General features: G+C 67.2%; 20 protein-coding genes. 5 read left to right on the top strand and 15 right to left on the bottom strand.

What is annotated here, in order from left to right; translation table 11 throughout:
- Nucleotides 1–239: 239 nt before the first annotated feature.
- From CPH63_RS13320 to CPH63_RS13310, 3 genes are read right to left on the bottom strand one after another with little or no spacing between them, the layout of a single operon-like run.
- Nucleotides 240–671, bottom strand: a complete 432-nt coding sequence (locus CPH63_RS13320) for a DUF2269 family protein (protein WP_096303388.1) — start codon at nt 669–671, stop codon at nt 240–242.
- A gap of 25 nt (nt 672–696) precedes the next feature.
- Nucleotides 697–2,169, bottom strand: a complete 1,473-nt coding sequence (gene gltX / locus CPH63_RS13315; RefSeq protein WP_096303387.1) for a glutamate--tRNA ligase — start codon at nt 2,167–2,169, stop codon at nt 697–699.
- Nucleotides 2,166–2,972, bottom strand: a complete 807-nt coding sequence (locus CPH63_RS13310; protein ID WP_241895653.1) for a fumarylacetoacetate hydrolase family protein — start codon at nt 2,970–2,972, stop codon at nt 2,166–2,168. Before CPH63_RS13310 ends, gltX begins: the two co-directional genes overlap by 4 nt.
- A 33-nt stretch (nt 2,973–3,005) precedes the next feature.
- Between CPH63_RS13310 and CPH63_RS23220 the strand changes: the two genes are divergently transcribed.
- On the top strand, nt 3,006–3,464 hold the full coding sequence (locus CPH63_RS23220; protein ID WP_241895652.1) for a hypothetical protein: 459 nt from the start codon (nt 3,006–3,008) through the stop codon (nt 3,462–3,464).
- A 27-nt stretch (nt 3,465–3,491) separates the two neighbouring features.
- On the opposite strand, the gene cimA is transcribed toward CPH63_RS23220, so the two are convergent.
- A complete protein-coding gene (gene cimA, locus CPH63_RS13305) occupies nt 3,492–5,099 on the bottom strand; it encodes a citramalate synthase (protein ID WP_096303385.1) in 1,608 nt (535 codons plus the stop codon).
- Between the two features lie 117 nt (nt 5,100–5,216).
- On the bottom strand, nt 5,217–6,239 hold the full coding sequence (locus CPH63_RS13300) for a 3-isopropylmalate dehydrogenase (RefSeq protein WP_096303384.1): 1,023 nt from the start codon (nt 6,237–6,239) through the stop codon (nt 5,217–5,219).
- 176 nt (nt 6,240–6,415) lie between these two features.
- Between CPH63_RS13300 and CPH63_RS13295 the strand changes: the two genes are divergently transcribed.
- Nucleotides 6,416–7,681, top strand: coding sequence for a benzoate/H(+) symporter BenE family transporter (locus tag CPH63_RS13295; RefSeq protein ID WP_096303383.1), 1,266 nt, complete (start codon nt 6,416–6,418; stop codon nt 7,679–7,681).
- Nucleotides 7,682–7,738: 57 nt separating this feature from the next.
- Here CPH63_RS13295 and ilvC read toward each other — a convergent pair whose 3' ends face one another.
- From ilvC to CPH63_RS13270, 5 genes are all read right to left on the bottom strand, one after another.
- The gene (ilvC, locus tag CPH63_RS13290) at nt 7,739–8,767 is read right to left on the bottom strand and encodes a ketol-acid reductoisomerase (protein ID WP_096303382.1); all 1,029 of its coding nucleotides are present in this window, start codon (nt 8,765–8,767) and stop codon (nt 7,739–7,741) included.
- 111 nt (nt 8,768–8,878) lie between these two features.
- Nucleotides 8,879–9,403, bottom strand: coding sequence for an acetolactate synthase small subunit (gene ilvN, locus CPH63_RS13285; RefSeq protein ID WP_096303381.1), 525 nt, complete (start codon nt 9,401–9,403; stop codon nt 8,879–8,881).
- A gap of 15 nt (nt 9,404–9,418) precedes the next feature.
- Nucleotides 9,419–10,129 (bottom strand): aspartate/glutamate racemase family protein, encoded by a 711-nt coding sequence (locus tag CPH63_RS13280; RefSeq protein WP_172892208.1) that lies wholly within the window; start codon nt 10,127–10,129, stop codon nt 9,419–9,421.
- Nucleotides 10,129–11,940 carry an acetolactate synthase large subunit gene (locus CPH63_RS13275; protein WP_172892207.1) on the bottom strand — a complete coding sequence of 604 codons (1,812 nt, stop codon included), beginning with the start codon at nt 11,938–11,940 and terminating at the stop codon, nt 10,129–10,131. Before CPH63_RS13275 ends, CPH63_RS13280 begins: the two co-directional genes overlap by 1 nt.
- 206 nt (nt 11,941–12,146) lie before the next feature.
- Nucleotides 12,147–14,090, bottom strand: a complete 1,944-nt coding sequence (locus CPH63_RS13270) for an SDR family oxidoreductase (protein ID WP_157749525.1) — start codon at nt 14,088–14,090, stop codon at nt 12,147–12,149.
- A gap of 235 nt (nt 14,091–14,325) precedes the next feature.
- On the opposite strand from CPH63_RS13270, the gene CPH63_RS13265 reads away from it, so the two are divergent.
- Complete coding sequence (locus CPH63_RS13265) at nt 14,326–14,874, top strand: CAP domain-containing protein (RefSeq protein ID WP_157749524.1); 549 nt, start codon at nt 14,326–14,328, stop codon at nt 14,872–14,874.
- Between the two features lie 34 nt (nt 14,875–14,908).
- Here the strand turns inward: CPH63_RS13265 and ilvD are convergent, their stop codons facing one another.
- Nucleotides 14,909–16,621: a dihydroxy-acid dehydratase gene (ilvD, locus tag CPH63_RS13260; protein WP_096303377.1), complete on the bottom strand. Its 1,713-nt coding sequence runs from the start codon at nt 16,619–16,621 to the stop codon at nt 14,909–14,911.
- A gap of 96 nt (nt 16,622–16,717) precedes the next feature.
- Between ilvD and CPH63_RS13255 the strand changes: the two genes are divergently transcribed.
- Both CPH63_RS13255 and CPH63_RS13250 read left to right on the top strand, forming a co-directional pair.
- Complete coding sequence (locus CPH63_RS13255; RefSeq protein ID WP_096303376.1) at nt 16,718–17,197, top strand: PH domain-containing protein; 480 nt, start codon at nt 16,718–16,720, stop codon at nt 17,195–17,197.
- Between the two features lie 97 nt (nt 17,198–17,294).
- Nucleotides 17,295–18,512, top strand: coding sequence for a sorbosone dehydrogenase family protein (locus tag CPH63_RS13250; RefSeq protein WP_157749523.1), 1,218 nt, complete (start codon nt 17,295–17,297; stop codon nt 18,510–18,512).
- Between the two features lie 336 nt (nt 18,513–18,848).
- On the opposite strand, the gene CPH63_RS13245 is transcribed toward CPH63_RS13250, so the two are convergent.
- From CPH63_RS13245 to gatC, 4 genes are read right to left on the bottom strand one after another with little or no spacing between them, the layout of a single operon-like run.
- On the bottom strand, nt 18,849–19,280 hold the full coding sequence (locus CPH63_RS13245) for a pyridoxamine 5'-phosphate oxidase family protein (protein ID WP_197704348.1): 432 nt from the start codon (nt 19,278–19,280) through the stop codon (nt 18,849–18,851).
- 38 nt (nt 19,281–19,318) lie between these two features.
- Nucleotides 19,319–20,812 (bottom strand): Asp-tRNA(Asn)/Glu-tRNA(Gln) amidotransferase subunit GatB, encoded by a 1,494-nt coding sequence (gene gatB, locus CPH63_RS13240; protein WP_096303373.1) that lies wholly within the window; start codon nt 20,810–20,812, stop codon nt 19,319–19,321.
- Nucleotides 20,809–22,317, bottom strand: a complete 1,509-nt coding sequence (gene gatA / locus CPH63_RS13235; protein ID WP_096303372.1) for an Asp-tRNA(Asn)/Glu-tRNA(Gln) amidotransferase subunit GatA — start codon at nt 22,315–22,317, stop codon at nt 20,809–20,811. Before gatA ends, gatB begins: the two co-directional genes overlap by 4 nt.
- Complete coding sequence (gene gatC, locus CPH63_RS13230) at nt 22,314–22,661, bottom strand: Asp-tRNA(Asn)/Glu-tRNA(Gln) amidotransferase subunit GatC (RefSeq protein WP_241895651.1); 348 nt, start codon at nt 22,659–22,661, stop codon at nt 22,314–22,316. Before gatC ends, gatA begins: the two co-directional genes overlap by 4 nt.
- Nucleotides 22,662–22,699 lie beyond the last annotated feature (38 nt).

The following is a 22,699-nucleotide window of genomic DNA, read 5'->3' as shown; positions in this document are numbered from 1 at the left end:
AATTACCCGAACTGCTACCAGCATTCGTGACGACCGACATCGAAATCCTCCCGAGTAGCGCGGCCCCACCTGCACTATGACATAGGCCACAGCAATTTCGAACGGATACTCGCGAGTACGGTCAAAGTTGCGTGAACTTTTCGCTATTCATCGGGCAACGGTCGCGATAGCGGGCATAAACCGCCAAATAGCGACCGCGGAAAGCGGTGGTTCGCGAAGATTCGGCGCTTCGCGAAATTTCAGCGCTTCGGGCCGTAGACCATCAGAAACACGATCGCGGCGTAGATAAGCGCGATGATGCCACCGCTGGCCGCGACCTGACCCTTCAAGGCCGACGCACTCTCGCCGGCCGCAAGATTCGTTGCCGCCTTCTCCAATGCCGGCACCAGCAGGAAGAGGGCCAACGCCGTCGCTGCGATCCACAGCAGAATCGATGCGATCACCCATGCATCACTGAATTTGATGTGCCACTTCTCCTGGACGAGGCCGAAACCCAGCAGCGCGACCAGTAGCGACGCGTACCCGTAGATGCGCACGGTTCGGGCACTGGCCGCGACCGCCCCGGAATCTCCGCTGCGCACGCCACGAACCGCCGTCGTGCTGGCGCCGACGAGCGGTCCGACCGCAAAGATCGCCGTCAGGATATGCAGGGCAAGAATGAACTTCAGCATGGCGCAACCCTAAACGACGCGATGACTAGCCGACCGACGCCCTGAGGCGGGCCAATGTCTTGTCCCGACCGAGAAGTTCCAGCGATTCGAAGAGCGGCGGCGAGACCGTCTTGCCGGTTGCCGCCACTCTAATTGGCGTGAATGCCAATCTCGGCTTCAGCTCGAGGCCGTCGATGAGGCTGGCTTTGAGGGCGGCCTCAATTGTCTCGGTTCGCCAATCCACAATAACTTCCAGGCTCTGCACGGCTGCGACGAGCACCGGCTGCGCCTTCTCGCCCAGATTCTTCGCCGCCGCCGGATCCACGGCGAATTCCTCATCACTGACGAAGAGGAACTGCAGCAGGTCCACGGCGTCGCCCAGTGTGGTGATTCGCTCTTGAATCAGTGGCGCAGCCGCGGTCAGCTCAGTAGCGCCCAGTTCAATTCCCCGATCGGATAGGAAGAATCCCAGTCGGGCCGCGAAATCGTCAGCGTCGAGCATCCGAATATGGGTCGCGTTGATCGACTCACATTTCTTCAGGTCGAAGCGAGCGGGATTGGCATTGACGTTCGTGACGTCGAAGGCGGCGACCATCTCCGACAACGAGAAGATGTCGTGATCATCGGCGATCGACCAGCCCAGCAGGGCGAGGTAGTTCAGCAGTCCCTCCGGCAGGTAACCGCTTTCTCGATAGACGTTCAGCGCCGACTGGGGATCGCGTTTTGAAAGCTTCTTGTTCCCCTCCCCCATCACGTACGGCAGATGCCCGAACTGCGGGACGAAGTCGGTGACACCGATCGCGATGAGGGCGCGGTAGAGCGCGATCTGCCGTGGCGTGGAGGAGAGCAGGTCCTCCCCGCGCAGCACATGGGTGATGCGCATCAGGGCGTCGTCCACCGGGTTCACCAACGTATAGAGCGGATCGCCGGTTGCCCGGACCACGACGAAGTCGGGTACGGTCCCGGCGGCGAAGCTGACCTCGCCGCGGACCAGGTCCTCCCAGCCCAGATCCTCGTCCGGCATTCGCAGCCGCAGCACCGGGCTCCGCCCGGCGGTCCGGTACTCAGCGCGCTGGGCCTCGGTGAGGTGGCGGTCATACCCGTCGTAGCCCAGCTTCGGGTCCCGTCCGGCGGCCTTGTGCCTGGCCTCGATCTCCTCGGCGCTGGCGAAGGACTCGTAAAGATAACCAGCATCCTTGAGCTTCTCGATGATCTCGGCGTAGATCGCGCTCCGCTCGCTCTGCCGATACGGGCCGTAGGGGCCGCCGACCTCCGGCCCCTCGTCCCAGTTCATCCCCAGCCACTTCAGCGCATTCAGCAGGGCGTCGTAGGACTCCTGCGAGTCCCGGGCGGCGTCCGTGTCCTCGATGCGGAAGACGAACGTGCCACCGAGGTGGCGGGCGTAGGCCCAGTTGAACAGGCAGGTGCGGACCAGACCGACGTGCGGGTTGCCGGTGGGCGACGGGCAGAAGCGGACCCGGACGTCACTGCCGGTCGCCGTGCTGATCGGGGCGCTCATTTCTTGGCCTGCACCGGGTTGGAGAGGGTGCCGATGCCCTCTATCTCCACATCCACCCGATCGCCGTCCCTGATCGGGCCGACACCGGCCGGTGTGCCGGTGAGGATCACGTCACCGGGTAGCAGTGTCATCACCGACGACATGAAGGCGATGAGCGCGGGAATGTCGTGCACCATCAGGCTGGTGCGACTGTCCTGGCGGAGCTCACCATTGACCCGCGCCGTGATCTGCAGGTCGGTCGGGTCGAGAACGGTCTCGATCCACGGGCCGATCGGGCAGAACGAGTCATACCCCTTCGCCCGGGCCCACTGCCCGTCGCTCTGCTGCTGGTCGCGGGCGGTCACGTCATTGGCGCAGGTGTAGCCCAGGACATAGCTCATCGCGTTCTCCCGGGTGATGTCCTTGCCGGGCCGGCCGATGACGATCGCCAGTTCCGCCTCGAAGTCGACCCGCTCTGAGGTGGCCGGCAGCCGGATCACGTCCGAGGTGCCGATCACCGAGGTGGACGGCTTGAGGAAGATCACCGGGATGGTCGGCGCCGCGTCGCCACCCATCTCTTTCACGTGGTCGACGTAGTTCTTGCCGATCGCCACCACCTTGCTCGGCAGAATCGGAGCCAGCAGCCGCACGTCGGCCAGCGCCCAGCGGTCGCCGGTGAAGGCGATCGGGCCGAACGGATGCTCGGTGATGGCAGCGACCGTGAGTCGCTCCGCCGGTGCGTTTGGGGGCCCCTCCACCGCCCCCCACGCGACACCGGAAGGAGCGGACGGGGAACCTGGGTGAACGAACCGGGCTATACGCACACCCTGAAGGTTAGTCCAGGCATAATTGGCGTCGTGAGCTCTCAGCTGTCTTCCATCCCCCCGTACAAGCGCCGTCAAGCCGCGGCCGTCGCCGGGGGCAGCGCGGTCTTCCTCCTCGTCGTTGGTCTGCTGCCCTGGATTGGCAGCGCGGCAACGAGTGTTCGGCTGTTGGCGACGGTGGCGATCCTCGCCGGTCTCCTCTTCGGCCTGATCTGCTGGGGCCTGCTGCGTAGCATCCGCCTGGATGCGGCCGAGGTGGAACTCGACGCCGTGCTCAGCGCGGCCGTCGCCGAGGCCGGTGTCGGCTGCGACTGCGGTCACGAGCACAACCCGGATGACCTCACCTTCGCCGATGAGCCGGCCCCGGGCAGCGAGCAGATCAAGCACGCAACCGGCGGCAATCACCCGCGGGCCCATGGCGCCGCCTGCGGGTCGACCGAGAACTGCGACCACTCCTGCGCCACCTGCGCGCTCAGCACGCTGAAGTCCTGAGCTCAGCGCCGCTGAGTCGGTCCTGCGCTAGCGCGTCTCGTGCAGGAGTCCGTACCGGACGGCGTCGTGCAACGCCAGCCAAGAGGCTTCGATGACGTTGCCGTGCACCCCGACCGTCGTCCAGCTAACCGGATTCGCCGCGGTGGCGTTCGGCGTCTGCGAGGTCTCGACGAGCACCCGGGTGACTGCGTCAGTGCCGGCCCGTCCGGCCAGGATTCGCACCTTGTAGTCGCTGAGCTCGAAGTTTCGCAGCTGCGGATAGACCGTCTGCAGGGCCGATCGCAGGGCTCGATCCAGTGCGTTTACCGGGCCGTTCCCCTCTTCGGTGGAGATCACCCGGGTGCCGTTGGCGTGTACCTTCACCGTCGCCTCGCTGACCAGGGTCCCGTCCTCGCGCCGGTCGATGATGACCCGGTAGGACTCGACGGTGAAGAGCTCGGCGACGGCGTCCTCTCCGCCGAGGGCGTCACGCAGCAGCAGCTCGAATGACGCGTCGGCCGCCTCGTAGGACCAGCCCGATGCTTCCCGCTCCTTGATCTGGTGCACCACCTCGGCCACCACCTCGGGACGGCTGGCGACGTCCACCCCGAGCTCACGTGACTTCAACTCGATCGAGGCCCGGCCGGCCATCTCGGTGACCAGGATGCGCTGCGAATTACCGACAACGGCCGGGTCCAAGTGGTTGTACAGCTCGGGCTTCACCTTGATCGCGGAGGCGTGCAGTCCAGCCTTGTGGGCAAAGGACGAGGTTCCGACGTAGGCCTGGTGCGTGTCGGGCGCGAGGTTGGCGATCTCGGCGATGGCGTGTGAGACGCGGCTCATCTCGGCGAGCGCCCCGTCCGGGAGTACGTCCAGCCCCATCTTGGTCACCAACCCGCCGATCACCGCGAAGAGGTCGGCATTTCCGGCCCGTTCGCCGTACCCGTTCGCGGTGCCCTGCACGTGCGTGGCCCCGGCGTCGACGGCGGCGAAGGTGTTGGCGACGGCGCAGCCGGTGTCGTTCTGGGTGTGGATGCCCAACCGCAGCGAAGTCCGAGCGGCGACGTCAACGACGATGTCACGCACGCCGACCGGGAGCATGCCCCCGTTGGTGTCGCAGAGCACGCCGACCGAGGCACCGGCGGCGGCCGCCGCCTCCAGCACCGCGACGCCATAGCCGGAGTCACGCTGGTAGCCGTCGAAGAAGTGCTCGCAGTCGATGAAGACCCGACGGTCATGGGCCCGCAGGAAGGCAACGGTGTCGTGGACCATCGCCAGGTTCTCCTCCGGCGTGGTGCGCAACGCCAACTCCACGTGCGCGACGTCGGACTTGGCGACAAGGGTGATGACCTGCGCCCGCGAGTCGAGCAGGGCCTGCACCTGGGCATCGTCCTCGACCGCTACGCCGGCCCGCCGGGTTGCGCCGAACGCGCTGAGTATCGCGTTCTTGAGGATCAACTCGCCGTCGGCGGCGCGGGCGAAGAACTCGCTGTCCTTGGGCATGGCACCCGGCCAGCCACCCTCGATGAATCCGACTCCGACCTGGTCGAGCAGTCGGGCCACCGCAAGTTTGTCGGCGACCGAGTAGCTGATCCCCTCACGCTGGGCACCGTCTCGCAGCGTGGTGTCGAAGACGTGGAACGCGTCGGTCTGCATGGATGTCCTTCAGTGATCAGGTATTGCTCGGGCGACCCTGAATTGTGACACACGCCTCACCAGACTGACGAATGCATAAACCAGGGGTCAGTTCACGCTCGCGGCAACCGAGCGGTGTCAGGCGCTGACGGCCGCGGCCAGTCGAGCCCCGATCTCGCTGGTCGAGCCGGGCTTGGCCGGATCCCGGCTGATGAGGTCGGCGGCGACGGCGGCCTCGACCCGGGCCGCCGCTTCGGTCTCGCCGAGGTGCTCGAGCAGCATCGCGACCGAGAGGATCGCGGCGGTCGGGTCGGCCTTGTCCTGACCGGCGATGTCCGGGGCCGAACCGTGAACCGGCTCGAACATGGACGGGTTCGTCCCGGACGGGTCGACGTTTCCGGAGGCAGCCAGGCCGATCCCGCCGGCCACCGCGGCGGCGAGGTCGGTGATGATGTCGCCGAAGAGGTTGTCGGTGACGATGACGTCGTAGCGGCCCGGGTCGGTGACCAGGTAGATGGTGGCGGCGTCCACGTGGTTGTAGGCGACGGTCACATCCGGGTACTCCTGGCCGACGGCGGCCACTGTGCGGAACCACAGATCACCCGCGAATACCAGCACATTGTTCTTGTGAACCAGGGTCAGGTGCTTGCGCGGGCGCTGGGCGGCGCGAGCGAAGGCGGCCCGCACGACCCGCTCGACGCCGAAGGCGGTGTTGACGCTGACCTCGGTGGCTACCTCGTTCGGCGTTCCGACGCGCAGCGCGCCGCCGTTGCCGGTGTACGGCCCCTCAGTTCCTTCGCGGTAGACGATGAAGTCGATCTCCGGCTCGCCGGCCAGCGGCGTGCTGACGCCCTTGTAGAGCTTGGCCGGGCGCAGGTTGACGTAGTGGTCGAGCGCGAAGCGCAGCTTCAGCAACAGGCCGCGCTCGAGCACGCCCGATGGCACCGTCGGGTCACCGACCGCGCCGAGCAGGATCGCGTCGTGCTTGCGGAGATCCTCGAGGACGGAGTCCGGGAGCGTCTCACCGGTGCGGTGCCAGCGGGAGGCACCGAGGTCGTACTCGGTCTTCTCCACGCCGGGGAGCACTGCCTCCAGGACGCGCAGGGCCTGAGCCGTGACCTCGATACCGATACCGTCGCCGGGGATGACCGCTAGTTTCATGCCCAACAGCCTAGCGAATCGTCCTGCCATTCGGACTCGCGATCTCACCTGACGAGACGCCGCGCTCTCACTCCCTGCTTTCGCCGGAATTCGCCGGTCTGAGGCTTAGGAATCGATCAATCCGGCAGAAGAGCCTGCGGCAACCCGGCAGCCGCTCCAGTAGCCTCGGTCGGACCATGACCGCGCCCCCCGACGACCCGGCCGGCCCGCCAGCCGACAACCCACCCCACGACCCCAGCGGCGACCGATTCGCGCCGCTCAGCGCCGGTCTCGTCACCGCGCTGGTCGGCTTCACCAGTTCGTTCACGGTGGTGCTGGCCGGTCTGCGGGCGGTCGGAGCCTCGCAGCAGCAGGCCGCCTCCGGGCTGCTCATCCTGAGCTTGGCGATGGGGTTGCTCGGCATCGGCTTGAGCCTGCGGCACCGGATTCCGATCAGCATCGCATGGTCAACTCCCGGGGCCGCCCTCCTCGGGGGCACCGGTCACCTGGCCGGAGGGTTCGCAACCGCCGTCGCCGGCTTCCTCATCTGTGGCGGACTGATCCTCGTCAGCGGCCTCTTCGCCCCGCTGCGTCGGCTGGTCGAGGCCGTCCCCTCGGCGATCGCCAACGCCCTGCTGGCCGGAGTGCTGCTGGAGCTGTGCCTGGCCCCGGTGACCACTCTGGTCCACAACCCCGGGCTCACCTGGCCGATCATCGCCACCTGGGCACTGCTCTACCGCTTCGCCCGCCGCTGGGCGGTGCCGGCGGCGATGCTGGTGGCGATCGGCGCGATCCTGGTCTCAGCGCATCAGCGCGGGGCCAAGTTCGGCTCCTTCTCCCCCACGTTGGCGCTCACCGCACCACACTTCGCACCGGCGGCCATCCCGCTTGGAATCTCGCTCTTCGTGGTGACGATGGCCTCACAGAACCTGCCGGGAGTGACCGTGCTCCAGACGTTCGGCTACCGGGCGCCGCTGGCCTCGGTGCTGCGCGCCACCGGCGTCGGCACCATGCTCTGCGCCGTCTTCGGCGGGCAGGCGGTGAATCTGGCCGCGATCAGTGCCGCCCTCTGCGTAGGCCCGGACGGTGGGCGTGACCCGAACCGTCGCTGGCGAGCGGCGGCAGTCGCCGGCGGCGCCTACATCGTGCTCGGCCTGCTGGCGGGCGTGCTGGCCTCCCTGGTCGTGGTCGCACCGTCGGGACTGGTCGAGACAGTGGCCGGACTGGCTCTGCTGGCCACCCTGGCCAACTCGCTCAACGTCGCCATGGCCGAACCGACGATGCGAGAGCCGGCCATCCTCACCTTCCTGGTCACAGCCTCCGGAATCACTGTGGCGAAGATCGGCGCCCCCTTCTGGGGACTCGTCGCCGGGATGGCGCTGCTGTTCGTGCTGACGTACAAGAAGGGGCCGCCTCACCCGATTGGTGAGACGGCCCCCTCCGAAGCGGCTATCGCTGATTAGCTGGGCAACGGGCCTTTGCGCTGGCAATCGGCGCCGCCGCAGGCTCTAGCTCTAGCTCTAGCGCTGTGCCGAGCCTTCGACGTAGTCGTCGTCGTTGGCGACCCAGCTCATCAGGCCACGCAGCTTACGTCCGGTGTCCTCGATCGGGTGCTTCTCACCCTTCTCACGGAGCGCCTTGAACTCCGGCGCGCCGGCGTCCTGGTCGGCGATGAAACGCGCCGCGAAGGTGCCGTCCTGGATGTCGGCGAGGACGGCCTGCATGTTCTGCTTCACGTGCTCGTCGATGACCCGCGGACCGGAGACGTAGTCGCCGTACTCGGCGGTGTCCGACACCGACCAGCGCTGCTTGGCGATACCACCCTCGTACATGAGGTCGACGATGAGCTTCAGCTCGTGCAGGCACTCGAAGTAGGCGATCTCGGGGGCGTAGCCCGCCTCGGTCAGCACCTCGAAGCCGTACATCACCAGCTGCGACGCGCCACCGCAGAGCACGGCCTGCTCACCGAAGAGGTCGGTCTCGGTCTCCTCGGTGAAGGTCGTCTTGATGGCGCCGGCCCGCGTTCCGCCGATACCGGCGGCGTAGGAGAGCGCCAGCTCGAAGGCCTTACCGGTGGCGTCCTGCTCGACCGCGACGAGCACTGGTACGCCCTTGCCGTCGACGAACTGACGGCGAACCAGGTGGCCCGGGCCCTTCGGCGCGACCATGGCCACGTCCACACCGGCCGGCGGCTTGATGTAGCCGTAGCGGATGTTGAAGCCGTGACCGAAGAAGATGGCGTCGCCATCCTTGAGGTTCGGCTCGATCGAGTCGGCGTAGAGCTTGCGCTGGGCCGGGTCCGGTGCGAGCACCATGATCACGTCGGCCTCGGCCGACGCCTCGGACGGGGTGAGGACGCGCAGGCCCTCCTCCTCGGCCTTGGCCCGGCTCTTCGAGCCCTCCGGAAGGCCGACCCGGACGTCGACGCCGGAGTCGCGCAGGCTCAGCGCGTGCGCGTGCCCCTGGCTTCCGTAGCCGAGCACAGCCACCTTGCGTCCCTGGATGATCGACAGGTCAGCGTCGTCGTCGTAAAAAATCTCCACAGCCATGGTCTGGCGTTACCTCTCTTGGTTGATGAACTTGCAAATTATGCGCCTCCTCGCGATAGCGGCGGCGGTCAGTGCCACCGCCGGCCGGCTCGAGGACGAGATCGCGACTAACTAGGCGCTGCGTTCGATCGAGCGCAGGGGTGCCTGCGTCATCGATCTCGGGCCCCGCGCCAGGGCCACCGTGCCGGACTGCACCATCTCGCGGATTCCGTACGGCTCGAGCATCTGCAGCATCGCGTTGAGCTTGTCCGGACGCCCGGTCAACTCGATGGTGAGGGCGTCCGGGCCGACGTCGGCGACCTTGGCCTTGAACAGCTCGACCGTCTCCAGCACGCTGCGACGGGTCGTGTCGTCGGCGCGGACCTTCACCAACAGCAGCTCCCGGGCCACCGCATTGGAGGGCTCGAGTTCCACGATCTTCAAGACGTTGATGAGCTTGTTGAGCTGCTTGGTGACCTGCTCGACGATGTCACCCTCGGCGTTGACGACGATGGTGATGCGGCTGACCTCGGGCCGCTCGGTGGGGCCGACGGCCAGGGACTCGATGTTGAAGCCGCGCCTGCTGAACAGACCGGATACGCGTACGAGCACACCTGGCTTGTTCTCGACCAGGACGGAGAGCGTGTGCTTACTCATGGCGACTACCGCGTTTCATTTTTGAGCTCCGTTGATGATGACGTCTGCCAGTACCTGGCAGTGCAGTTCGGTGGTGTCGAAGAGCGGGATCGGGGTGTCGCTCTGTCGCAGCAGCAGCGGGATCTCCGTGCAGCCGAGGATGACGCCGGTGGCGCCGCGGTCAACCAGGCGATCGATGACCTCAAGGTAGCGAGCTCGGGAGTCGGGGGTGATGACTGCCTTGACCAGCTCGCTGTAGATGATCTGGTGCGCCAGTTCGAGGTCATCGCTCTGGGGCACCAGCACCTCCACGCCGAATTTCTCCAACCGGCGGGCGTAGAGGTCACTGCGCATGGTGTAGCCGGTGGCCAGCAGGCCGACCGTCTTGGTGCCACTCGCCGCAACCGCGTCCCCCACCAGGTCGATGAGGTCGAGGAACGGGACGTCGAGTCCGGCACTGATCTGCTCGGCGACCAGGTGCAGCGTGTTGGTGGCCAGTGCGACCGCCTGCACACCACCGGCCTGCAAGGCCAGAGCGGCGCGGTTGAGCAGTCGCCCTTGGGCCTCCCAGTCACCGGCTAGCTGCAGCTCGTGGATCTCGGCGAAGTCGACCGAGTGCAGCGTGACCGGGGCGCTGGCGTAGCCGCCCACCCGTTCGCCGACGAGTTCGTTGAGGCGCCGGTAGTACTGCTGACTCGACTGCCAGCTCATGCCGGCCAGCAGCCCGATCCGGGTCAGCTCAGACATCACTCCTGCCCGTCGAAGACCGGTCGCACGTCCCGGGCGAATTGGATGTCATCGTTGCTCGAACCGGCAGCGACCATCGGCCAGACCATCGCGTCGGCCCCCACGGTGAAGTCGACGACCACTGGCGAATCGTTGATGCTCATCGCCTTCTCGATCGTCGCGTCCACGTCGGCCTTCGTCTCACAGCGCAGTCCGACACAGCCGAGCGCGTCAGCCAGCTTCACGAAGTCCGGGATGCGGTGCTTGTGGGTGCCCAACTCGGTCTGGCTGTAACGCTGGTCGTAGAAGAGCGTCTGCCACTGACGCACCATGCCGAGGTTGCCGTTGTTGATCACCGCGACCTTGATCGGGATCCCCTCGATGGCGCAAGTGGCCAGTTCCTGGTTGGTCATCTGGAAGCAGCCGTCGCCGTCGATCGACCAGACGGTGGCGTCCGGACGTCCGACCTTGGCCCCCATCGCCGCCGGCACCGAGTAGCCCATCGTTCCGGCGCCGCCGGAGTTCAGCCAGGTGTACGGGTTCTCATAGGAGATGAACTGGGCGGCCCACATCTGATGCTGGCCGACACCGGAGGCGAAGATCGCCTCCGGCCCGGCGATCTTGCCGAGCCGCTCGATGACGTACTGCGGCGCCAGCGTTCCGTCCGAAGGCTCCTCGTAGCCGAGCGGATAGGTGGTCAGCCAGCTGTCCAGCTGCCGCCACCACCCGGTGAGGTCGGCCTGGTTGCCCGCTTCGAACTCGGCCCGGACGGCCGGAACCAGCTCGATGAGCACCTCACGGACGTCTCCCACGATCGGCACATCGGCGACCCGGTTCTTACCGATCTCGGCCGGGTCGATGTCGGCGTGGATGATCGCGGCGTGCGGGGCGAAGCTCTCCAGCCGGCCGGTGACCCGGTCGTCGAAGCGGGTGCCCAGAGCGATCAGCAGATCAGCCTTCTGCAGCGCCGTCACCGCGGAGACGCTGCCGTGCATGCCGGGCATACCCAGGTGCTGCTTGTGGCTGTCCGGGAAAGCGCCGCGGGCCATCAGGGTGGTGACGACCGGAATTCCGGTCAGCTCGGCGAGCTGGCGCAGTTCCACGTTGGCCCGGGCCTTGATCACGCCACCGCCGACGTAGAGCACCGGCCGCTGGGCGGCGGCGATCAGTTTCGCCGCCTCACGCACCTGCTTGCTGTGCGGGCGGGTGGTCGGCCGGTAGCCGGGGAGGTCGATGGTCGGCGGCCAGTTGAAGGTCGTCTCGGCCTGCAGGATGTCCTTGGGCAGGTCGACCAGCACTGGGCCCGGCCGACCGGTCGCCGCCAAGTGGAAGGCGGCGGCGATCGCCTCGGGGATCTCCTCGGCGCTCTGCACCAGGAAGTTGTGCTTGGTGATCGGCAGCGTGATCCCGGCGATGTCCGCCTCCTGGAAGGCGTCCGTGCCAATCATCGGGCGGGCCACCTGCCCGGTGATCGCGACCATCGGCACCGAATCCATGTAGGCGTCGGCGATCGGGGTGACCAGGTTCGTGGCCCCGGGGCCTGACGTCGCCATGCAGACGCCGACCCGACCGGTGGCCTGCGCGTACCCCTCGGCCGCATGGCCACCGCCCTGCTCGTGGCGAACCAGGATGTGACGCAGGCGGGTGGAGTCGAAGAGCGGGTCGTAGGCCGGCAGGATCGCACCGCCGGGAATGCCGAAAACGACCTCGACGCCTACCTCTTCAAGCGATCGCACCAATGCCTTGGCACCGCTCATCGTCTCGCCAGTCGTCGTGTCGCTCATTGCCGTGGAGCCCTTCTCATGTCCGTCTTCGGCGGGTGGTGTTCCCATGATCGCTTCGCAAAACCTAAACAAAAAGCCCAACAAAAAACCCTCCGTGCCAGGCACGAAGGGTTAGCGCATCGGGTGAGGCCGGAAGGCCTACCGGATGCGCTGTGGGAGTACTACAAGCTTGAACACGATGCCAAGGCTACACGTCCCGGCGTCAGAAGTTCAACCGACATCCCAACTTCAACCGGGCCCGCGAGCCGGAGCCGCTAGCGAGGCCTGACGACGGCCTCCTCCCCCGGGCCGCCGGCGGCCCGGGAGTCGGGGAAGAGCCGGTAGATCTCGCTGGCCGCCGCTTCGACCAGGCCGGGCACCAGCAACTGGGCCGCGGTCGCCCCCCGCCCCATCCAGGTGTTGACCTGCCGGGGTCGCCGGACCAAACCCTTGATGACCAGCGCCGCCGCCTGCTCCGGGCTCAGCGCGGGCAGCGACTGATACATCTGTGTCGGCTCGATCATCGGAGTGCGCACCAACGGCATGTGCACAGTGGTGAATGTGACGCCCTCGCCCCGGGTCTCGGCCGCCGCGACCCGGGTGAACTGGTCCAGCGCCGCCTTGCTGGCCACGTAGGCGGAGAAGCGCGGCGAGATGCTCTGCACGCCCATGGTCGAGACGTTGACGACGTGTCCCATCCGTCGTTCCCGCATCTGAGGCAGCAACTCGAGGGTCAGCCGCAGCGCGCCGAAGTAGTTCAGCGCCATCGCTCGTTCGAAGTCGTGGAAGCGGTCGGTGGAGGCGGCGATCGAGCGCCGGATCGAGCGGCCGGCGTTATTCACCAGCATCTCGATCCCGTCGTGATCGGCCAGCATCTGTTTGACCAGGGCCTGGACGGCATCGGCGTCGGTGAGGTCGCACGGGTAGCTGTGGGCGCGACCGCCGCGGGCCCTGATCTGCGCTTCGACGTCGGCGAGTTCCTCGGCTCGGCGAGCGACGAGGAGTACCACCGCACCGCGTTCGGCCGCGGCGATCGCGGTGGCCCGTCCGATCCCCGATGAGGCTCCGGTGATCACCACCCGGCGACCGTCCAACGCCCCGGCCGGCCCGTGTCGTCGGGCCCGATACGGATCGAGATTGGCGCGCCAATAGCTCCAGATCACGTCGGCGTATTCGGCCAGTTCGGGTGAGCGAATCCCGTCGACGGCCAGTAATTCATGGGTGATCGTCGAGTCGAAGCGGGGCCGGAGGGTGAGCACGTCGAGGACCTCGCGGGGGACGTCCATGCGATGAAGTACGGCGCCCTCGATCACCGCTGCCCCCGGTAGCCGGCGCGCCCGCCGAGCCAACCGGCTCAACGCGGCGGCGCGCGGCAGGGGCAGATCTGCTGCAATCGTCGGGGCATTCGCCCAGCGGGCGAAGGCGTTGTACACCTCGGTCGTGCTCTGCGGACGAGGGTGGGTCAGATGGAATGCCCGCTCGTCGAGGCCCGGCTCGTGCATCAGCTTGAGCATCGCGGCCACCACGAAGTCGACCGGGACGATGTTGGTGTATCCGATGAGCGGCGCCAGCACGGGTACGGCGGGCAGGCCGGCCAACCAGGCGATCGTCGGGAAGAGGAAGTACGGACCGTCGGCCTCGTCAATTTCGCCGGTGGTCGAATCCCCGATGACCACCCCTGGGCGGTAGATACGCCAGGCGACGTGACTCTGCTGCCGGACGACGCGCTCGGCGTCGAACTTGCTGCGCTGATATGGGATCAGCAATGGCTGCGATTCATCAAACATATCCTCGGTAAAGGTCCCCGAGTAGGCGCCGGCGACAGCGATCGACGAGACGTGGTGCAGCCGGCAGCTACCGAGCTGATTGGCCAGTTCGACGACCCGTCGGGTGCCCTCGACATTGACGCGCTGGTTTACCTCCTCGGAGGCGGTGATGTCATAGACCGCAGCCAGGTGGACGACATGATCGATCGTTGAGACCAGTGCATCCCGCACCGAGGCCGGGATACCGAGCTCGTCGATCGTGAGGTCACCGACGATCACCTGGATCCGACCGTGATTGCCCTGGGGCAGCAGGGATTGGATCAGCGTCTCGGCCTTGGGCAGCGAACCTTCCCGAACCAGCAGCAGGATGCGCTCGGTGTCGTCGCGGCCGAGCAGCGCGGCGACCAGCTGTCGTCCGATGAACCCGGTACCGCCGGTGATCAGATACTTCATCGAGACCTGCTCATGGGTCGGATCGTCCGTTCCGCGCTGTCTGCGTTTGTCACTGCCGACTCTTCGTGCAACCATATCGGCAGTAACAACTACCGGCGCAGGGAAGCGCCGAGTGGGCAAGGCATATACACGGGACCGAAGGCCTGGCTTTCGGAAAGTATGTGCTTCGGGGATGCCAGGTGACTGGCGTCTGGCTGGGGATCTACAGAATCCCAACTAGTACCGGATGGCCCATATGACAAGGAATGTCACAGATCGCCCCCGCTTCGCCCGTTCGCGTCGTGCTGTCGTCTCCATGCTCCTCATCGGCGCAACCGTTCTCGGCTTGAGCGCTTTGACGAACTCGGCCTCCGCGGCCTCCGTTCGCCGCCCGGACATCGCCAACGCGATGCTGAAGCTGATGAACGCCCAGCGCAAGGCCCACCACCTGGCCCCGCTGAAGATGAACACCAAGCTGATCTCGTCGGCCTACGCCCACGACAAGGCGATGGCCACCCGCAACACCATGTCCCACCAGGTGCAGAGCGAGGCGAGCTTCGCCCAGCGCATCAAGGCCGTGAAGTACAACTTCCGGGCCGCGGGTGAGAACATCGGCTGGAGCACCAACGCGAGCGCCAAAGGCGTTCTGGCCCTGCAGACCTACATGTACAACGAGAAGGCACCGGCCAACGGTCACCGTCTGAACATCCTCAGCAGCACCTACCGCGAGGTCGGTATCGACGTGATGGTCGACGCCCATACCGGCAAGGTCTGGTTCACCGAAGACTTCGGACGGGCACGCTAACCGCAGTCCGACCGCGTCATCCGAGCCGGTCGACTCAGCCGCAGACAGCTCCATGCGCGGCTGAGCCGACCAGTTTGGCGTACTTGCCGAGCACGCCGTAGTCGAAGCGGGCCGGCAGCGGCTTCCAGTTGGCCCGGCGCCGCTCCAGCTCCGCGTCCTCGACCAGCAGGTCGAGCGTGCGGGCGGTCATGTCGAGGCGGATCAGGTCGCCGTCCTCTACCAGCGCGATCGGACCACCGACCGCCGCCTCCGGTGCCACATGGCCGATGCAGAGCCCGGTCGTACCACCGGAGAAACGCCCGTCGGTGAGGAGCAGGACGTCCTTACCGAGACCCGCTCCCTTGATGGCACCGGTGACAGCCAGCATCTCGCGCATACCGGGGCCGCCCTTCGGCCCCTCCCAGCGGATGACGACCACGTCATTGGCCTTCAGCGTGCCGGCGGCCACCGCGTCCATGGCGTCCTGTTCCCGCTCGAAGACCCGGGCCGGCCCCTCCCAGGTGTCACTGTCGAAGCCGGCGCTCTTCACGACTGCGCCCTCCGGGGCGAACGTCCCGTGGAGCACGGCCAATCCGCCGGTCCGGTGGATCGGATCGCTCATGGCGTGAATGATCTTCCCGTCCGGATCCGGAGGCGCGATGTCACGCAGGTTCTCGGCCACCGACTTCCCGGTGACGGTGAGCGCGTCGCCATGCAGCAGGTCGGCATCCAGCAGCGCCTTCATCACCACCGGCACCCCACCGATCGCGTCGATATCGGTCATCACGTACTGGCCGAACGGCTTTACGTCGGCCAGGTGCGGCACCCGATCACCGATGCGGTTGAAGTCGGCCAGGTCGAGTTCGACGTGGGCTTCGCGTGCGATCGCCATCAGGTGCAGCACGGCGTTGGTCGAACCGCCGAGCGCCATCACCACGGTGATCGCGTTCTCGAAGGCCTCCTTGGTAAGGATCTGACGGGTGGTGACCCCGGCGTCGACGAGGTGCACCGCCGCTTCGCCACTGCGCTCGGCGTAGGCGTCCCGGCGCGAGTCCGGCGCGGGCGGGGAGGCTGAGCCGGGCAGCGAGAGTCCAAGCGCCTCGGCGGCCGAGGCCATCGTGTTGGCCGTGTACATGCCACCGCAGGCCCCTTCGCCGGGGCAGATCGCCCGCTCGATGGCGTCGACCTCGTCACGGGTGATTCGTCCGGCCAGGCAGGCACCGACCGCCTCGAAGGCGTCGATGATGGTGACGTTTCGGCCGTTGTAGTTTCCAGGCAGCGTGGAGCCGGCGTAGAGAAAGACGGCGGCCACGTCCAGACGCGCGGCGGCCATCATCATGCCCGGAAGGGACTTGTCACAGCCGGCCAGCAGCACACCGCCGTCCAGTTGCTCCGCCCGGAAGACCGTCTCCACGGAGTCGGCGATCACCTCGCGGGAGACGAGGGAGTAGTGCATGCCGTCGTGGCCCATGGAGATTCCGTCGGAGACGGAGATGGTGCCGAACTCCAGTGGGTAACCGTCGGCCCCGTGGACACCGACCTTTGCTCGCTTGGCCAACCGGTCCAGCGACAGATTGCAGGGGGTGATCTCGTTCCAGGACGAGGCGACGCCGATCTGCGGCTTGCGCCAGTCGTCGTCACCCATCCCGACGGCGCGCAGCATTCCGCGGGCCGCGGCCCGTTCGACACCGTCAGTGACGATGCCGCTGTGCGGCTTGCGCGAGGAGGTGGGGGCTGCTGAGTTGGCCGGTGCTGATTCCGTAGTCACAGCGCTCAGCCTAAGCCTGCCGGTGCCCCACTCGGCTGAGGTCAGCCCGTGCCATCCGGCGCGCGGCCGGAATGGCGGGACGGTACCGTTGAGGCGATGTCTGTCCCTGAGTCCAAGCCGCCCAGCGAGCCCAGCCAGCTCGGCCAGCCCAGCGAGCCCACCGAGCCCAGCCAGCCCACCCGGGCCACCCGGTTCGCCCTGTCGAGGTCGGCGTACCTCGCGGTCGCCCTGCTCGCGGGATGCCTCACTGTGCTGGTGCGCTCCCCCGCTCTGCTGGCGATCTACCTCATTCCGATCGCCGGTGCGTTCTACGTGGCCCGGACGGCCACGATCGTCGCCTCCGACGGAATCGCGGTGCGAGCTCTCTTCGGTACCCGGATCATGCGCTGGGAGGAGATCCGCGGCCTCAGTGTCACCGGGCGCAGCGTCTACGCGGTGCTGGCCGACGGCTCGGTCCGCCTGCCCTGTGTGCGCCTGAGCGATCTGGCCGCGCTTACCCGGGCCAGCGCCGGGCACCTACCTCAGATGGCTGAGGCCACCCCCAAGTACGCACCGCAGGCGCACCGGCGACGCTAGCGTGGCCAACTTCAGACGGTCCGGCAAGTCAATGAATCTGCCGTGCATGACCACGTTCGGGGTGCGTGAACCCCACCGTCGCGGGCAGACTGGATCAATGCGCTCTCGCGGGTACACCATGCTGGCGGCCCTGATGGCGGCGCTATGCGTCGCTGCCTGCAGCAGCGCCGACGCGAATCCGCCCAACTGGGTTCCGAAGCCATCCTTCCAGGGCGACGGCGGAGGCGGCGGCACCGGCGGTTCAGCGGTGCCGGGGCTACCCACCCCCAGCGCTCCCTCCAGCAGTCCGGGCAGCGGCGGTTCGCAGACTCCGGGCGCCCCGTCCCCGACGCCGGCTGAGGATCCGAACGTGCTGGCCAAGGGCCTCGCCTCACCGGTCGGGCTGGCGATGATGCCGGACGGGACGGCCATCGTCGGTGAGCGGGCGTCGGGGCGGATCCTGCAGGTTCAGCCCAAGCCGGACCAGCCGGTGACCGTGGTGAAGACGCTTACCGGGCTCGACGCCAGCGGCGACGGTGGCCTGCTCGACCTCGCGCTCTCACCGACCTACGCCGAGGACCGGCTCATCTACGCCTACATCACCACGCCCACTGACAATCGGGTCGTGGACTTCACCATGGGCGGTACCCCGGCGCCCGTGCTCACCGGGATCCCGAAGGGAAAGACCGGAAACACCGGACGCCTGCTCTTCGGGATCGACGGAAATCTCTACATCGGCACCGGGGACGCCGGACAGCCGAGTCTGGCCGCGAACCCGACCAGCCTTGCCGGCAAGGTGCTGCTGGTAAACCCGGTCGGAGCGCCGGTGAGGGCTGGGAGGCCGGTCTTCACCAGCGGTCACCATGAGGTGGACGGCCTCTGCCAGAGCAGCACCGGACCGATCTTCGAAGCCGAGACGAACCCGGCGGCCCCCGCCAAGGACGAGATCAACGTGCTTGCGGCCGGCGCCAACTACGGCTGGCCGGCTCCGCGCGCGACCAGCATCGCCGCCGCGGCGACGGCGCCGGCCGCAAAGGGCGACTTCGGCGGCTGCGCCGTCATCGGAGCCCAGCTCTACGTGACGTCGCGGGACGGGACGGATCTGCTCGGCGCCGGGCTCACCGCGACCAGCAGCAGCACCGCCACCTCGACGGTGGGGGCTCTGGTCAGTGAGCAACTGACCAAGTATGGGCGGCTGCGCACCGTTGTCGCCGCAACCGACGGCGCGCTCTGGCTGACCACCAGCAACCGTGACGGCGAGGGCGCACCGGTTCCCGCCGACGATCGGGTCATCCGCATCGTCCCGCAGCTCGGCGGAGCCGACTCACCGGTGTAATCGGCCAGCCAGCCCCTGATCTGCCCTACCACCCGTTGCGGGGAGTTTTCTTCCCGGAATCCGGGAAAATTACTCCCCAGGTCGGGCGGTGTTGATGCCTCAGAGCGAGAAGTCGCCAGGTAGAGCGCCCCGGTGGCGGCGACCAGGATGCTGACGCCAACGACCGTGGCCAGGATGCGAAAGGCGTGCCCCTCAACTCTGCGCCACATGATTGCGAGAGTGAGGGCGCTCGCCAGATATCCGAGGAAGACCAGGCCGATCAGAGCGACACCGATGGGGGGAGTCTTCTTCCCGGAATCCGGGAAGAAAACTCCCCAGGTCGCTCGGGGGTCGAGGTCACGTGCGGTTGACGCTGCGCAGGCCGTGCTCGGGCGTCCAGGACTGGATGACCAGCTCTTTCCCGTCGTCGGAGAGATGCGTCAGCACGACCTCACTCAGATTCACCCGGAAATACGAGCCGGGTACGGCATCCTCGCCCGGCAGTGGGATCGCCTCCAACGTGCCGGAGAACTTCGCGTCGCCCTTCCATCGTGGCTGGCTCTTCGCGTCCTCGTCGGTGGTCGCCCCCAGGCTCGGGCTGTGGATCGCCACCCGCGGGTCCCGCTGCACATCGTGCAACTTCATCGACTCCGGCATCATCCCGATCGTCACCTCGTCGCCGGTGAACTCGATCTCGATGCCGCTGATGCGCGGCGAACCGTCACGGCGCAGCGTCGCCATCGTCTTGTGCTTGTGGGCGTCTAGCAGCGCACGGGCGCGCGTCGCCATCTCGGGCGCCGCGGTACAGAACTGCTGCCAGGTAGCCACTATTCGCTGACGCCCAATCTCTCCAGGAGGATCGCCTTCACGGTGGCTGCGTCAGCCTGCCCGCGGGTCGCCTTCATCACCGAACCGACGAGCACTCCAACCGCGGCCACCTTCCCCGACCGTACCTTCTCAGCCACGTCCGGGTTCGCCGCGATCGCTTCGTCGGCGGCCGTGGTGAGCGCGCCGGAGTCCGAGACGACCTTCAACCCGCGCTCGGCGACGATCGTGTCGACGTCCTCACCGGTCTCCAGCACCGCGTCGATCGCCTGCCGGGCCAGCGCCGCCGACAGCGTTCCGTCCGCCACCAGCGCCACGACCCGGGCTACCTGCACCGGGGTGATCGCCAGCTCAGACGCCGAGATCTCCTTGGCATTGGCCGTCTGGGCGAGGTACCCCAGCCACCAGTTGCGGGCCTCGCCGACCGGTGCTCCGGCCTCCACCGTCTCACCGACGAGCTCAACCACTCCGGCGTTGCTCATCTGCTGCATATCCTCGGCGCTCACGCCCAGACTGGACTCGATGCGGGCTCGACGTGCGGCCGGCAGCTCCGGCATCTGCGCGCGGACCTTCTCGACCCACTCCGCCGACGCCGCGACCGGCACGAGATCCGGCTCGGGGAAGTACCGGTAGTCGGTCGCCTCCTCCTTGCTGCGCCCGGGACGAGTGTCACCGGTCGTCTCCTGGAAGTGCCGTGTTTCTTGGAAGATTCGGGTACCAACGTCGAGCAGACCAGCCTGACGGATCATCTCGGAGCGGATCGCCCGTTCGACGCTACGCAGCGAGTTGACGTTCTTCGTCTCGGTTCGGGTGCCGAGTTCGGTGGCACCGTTCGGGGCGAGTGAGAGGTTGACGTCGCAGCGCAGCGACCCCTGCTCCATTCGGACATCGCTGACGCCGAGCGCCCGCAGAATATCACGCAGTTCGGCAACGTAGGCCTTCGCCACCTCCGGTGCCAGCTCGCCCGCTCCCTCGACCGGCTTGGTGACGATTTCGATCAGCGGAATCCCGGCCCGGTTGTAGTCGACTAGCGAGTACTCGGCCCCGTGAATCCGGCCAGTGGCGCCACCGACATGGGTGTTCTTGCCGGTGTCCTCCTCCATATGCACCCGCTCGATGCCGACCCGATAGGTCTTCCCTTGAACCTCGACGTCGAGGTAGCCCTCGATGCAGAGCGGCTCGTCGTACTGGGACGTCTGGAAGTTCTTCGGCATGTCGGGGTAGAAGTAGTTCTTGCGGGCGAAGCGGCACCACGGCACGATCGTGCAGTTCAGCGCCAGGCCGATCTTCACCGTCGACTCGATGGCCGTTGCGTTCACCGCCGGCAGCGCACCGGGGAGCCCGAGGCAGACCGGGCAGGTATGCGTGTTGGGCTCGGCGCCGAACTCGGTCGAGCAGCCGCAGAACATCTTGGAGACGGTGTTCAGCTCGACGTGCGTCTCCAGGCCGAAGGTCGGCGTGTAGCGGCTCATCACATCGTCGTAGGAAACGGTCATGCCGATACTCCGTGCTCAAGCGAGGGGGCTGCATCGATGATCGTGCCGGCCGCCGATTCGAAGGCGGCGGCGACCCGGTAACAACGGTCGTCGGCCAGCGCCGGCGCCATGATCTGCAGGCCGATCGGCAGCGTCGACCCGGTCTCGGTGGAGAGGCCCGACGGTACCGAGATCGCCGGCAGACCGGCCAGCGATGCCGGCAGCGTGCAGAGGTCGTTGAGGTACATGGCGATCGGGTCCTGCACCGCGCCGATGCCGAAGGCGACCGTCGGCGTGGTCGGCGAGATGAGCACGTCGACGTCGGCGAAGGCCGAGGCGAAATCTCCGGAGATCAGCGTGCGCACTTTCTGGGCCTGCCCGTAGTAGGCGTCGTAGTACCCGCTGGAGAGCGCGTAGGTGCCGAGGATGATGCGTCGCTTCACCTCCGGCCCGAAGCCCTGCTCGCGGGTCAGCGACATCACTTCCTCGAGCGACCGTTCGCCGTCGTCACCGGCCCGCAGGCCGTAGCGGACGGAATCGAAGCGAGCCAGGTTCGAGGAGCACTCGCTGGGCGCGATCAGGTAGTAAGCGGCGAGCGCGTAGTCGAAATGCGGGCAACTCACCTCGGTGATGGTGGCGCCGAGCGATCGCAGTGTCTCGATCGCCGCGTGGAACGAGGCCAGCACCTCAGGCTGGTAGCCATCCCCGCCCAATTCGCGCACAACGCCGACCCGAAGCCCCTTGAGCTCACCGCGCGCCCCGTCACGGGCGGCCTGGACCACCGACGGCCCCTGCTGCGGGATGGAGGTCGAATCCATCGGGTCGTACCCGGCGATGACCTCATGCAGCAGCGCCGTGTCGAGGACCGTCCGCCCGAACGGGCCGGCCTGGTCAAGTGAGGAGGAGAAGGCGATGAGTCCGTAACGCGAGACCGCACCGTAGGTCGGCTTGTGCCCGACGATTCCGGTGACGGCGGCCGGCTGGCGGATGGAACCACCGGTGTCGGTGCCGATCGACAGCGGCGCCTCGTAGGCAGCGACCGCCGCGCTCGACCCGCCGGAGGATCCACCCGGGATACGGCTTAGATCCCACGGGTTGTGTGTCGGGTGATAGGCCGAGTTCTCGGTGGAGCTCCCCATCGCGAACTCGTCCATGTTGACCTTGCCGAGGATGACGATTCCGGCGTCCTTGATCTTGCTGCTGATGGTTGCGTCGTAGGGCGGGCGCCACCCCTCGAGGATCCGTGAACCGGCGGTCGTCGGCACTCCCTCAGTGACGACGACGTCCTTCATCGCCAGTGGCACCCCGGCCAGCGGTCCGAGTTCGTCACCGGCCGCCCGGCGGGCATCCACCGCGGCAGCAGCGGCGAGCGCACCCTCGGTGTCGACGTGCAGGAAGGCGCGGACGGCCCGGTCGACATCGGTGATGCGATCGAGATGGGCCTGCGCGACGTCGACTGCGCTGGCCTGCCCGGAGGCGACGGTTTCCGCGAGCTGGGCCGCGGTGAGGTGGGTCAGCTCGGTCATGCTTCCTCGCTCAGGATTCGGGGGACGCGGAATTTGTCATCCTCGACGGCCGGCGCACCGGCCAGCACCGCATCTCTGGGGAGCGAGGGTCGCACCTCGTCGGCGCGGAATACGTTCGTCATCGGCACCGCATGCGAGGTGGGCGCGATATCCGCGGCCGCGACCTCGGCTACCCGGGCCACGGACGCCAGCACAGCGTCCAACTGTCCCGCGAACACCGTCAGTTCGTCGTCGGTCACAGCCAGCCGAGCGAGCCGGGCCAGCTTCGCGACCTCGTCGGTGCTTATCCGGGCACCGTCGGATTCCGCGCCCTGGGGGCCTTGGGTTGAGTTTTGGTGAGCCACAACAGCACAGTCTAGGCGGAGCCGTGCGGCACCCCTTT

The organism is Jatrophihabitans sp. GAS493, from assembly GCF_900230215.1.
In the GTDB taxonomy this organism is placed as follows: Bacteria; Actinomycetota; Actinomycetes; order Mycobacteriales; family Jatrophihabitantaceae; genus MT45.
Note: the sequence above shows the minus strand (reverse complement) of the source record. Positions and strands in the feature narration are given on the sequence as shown.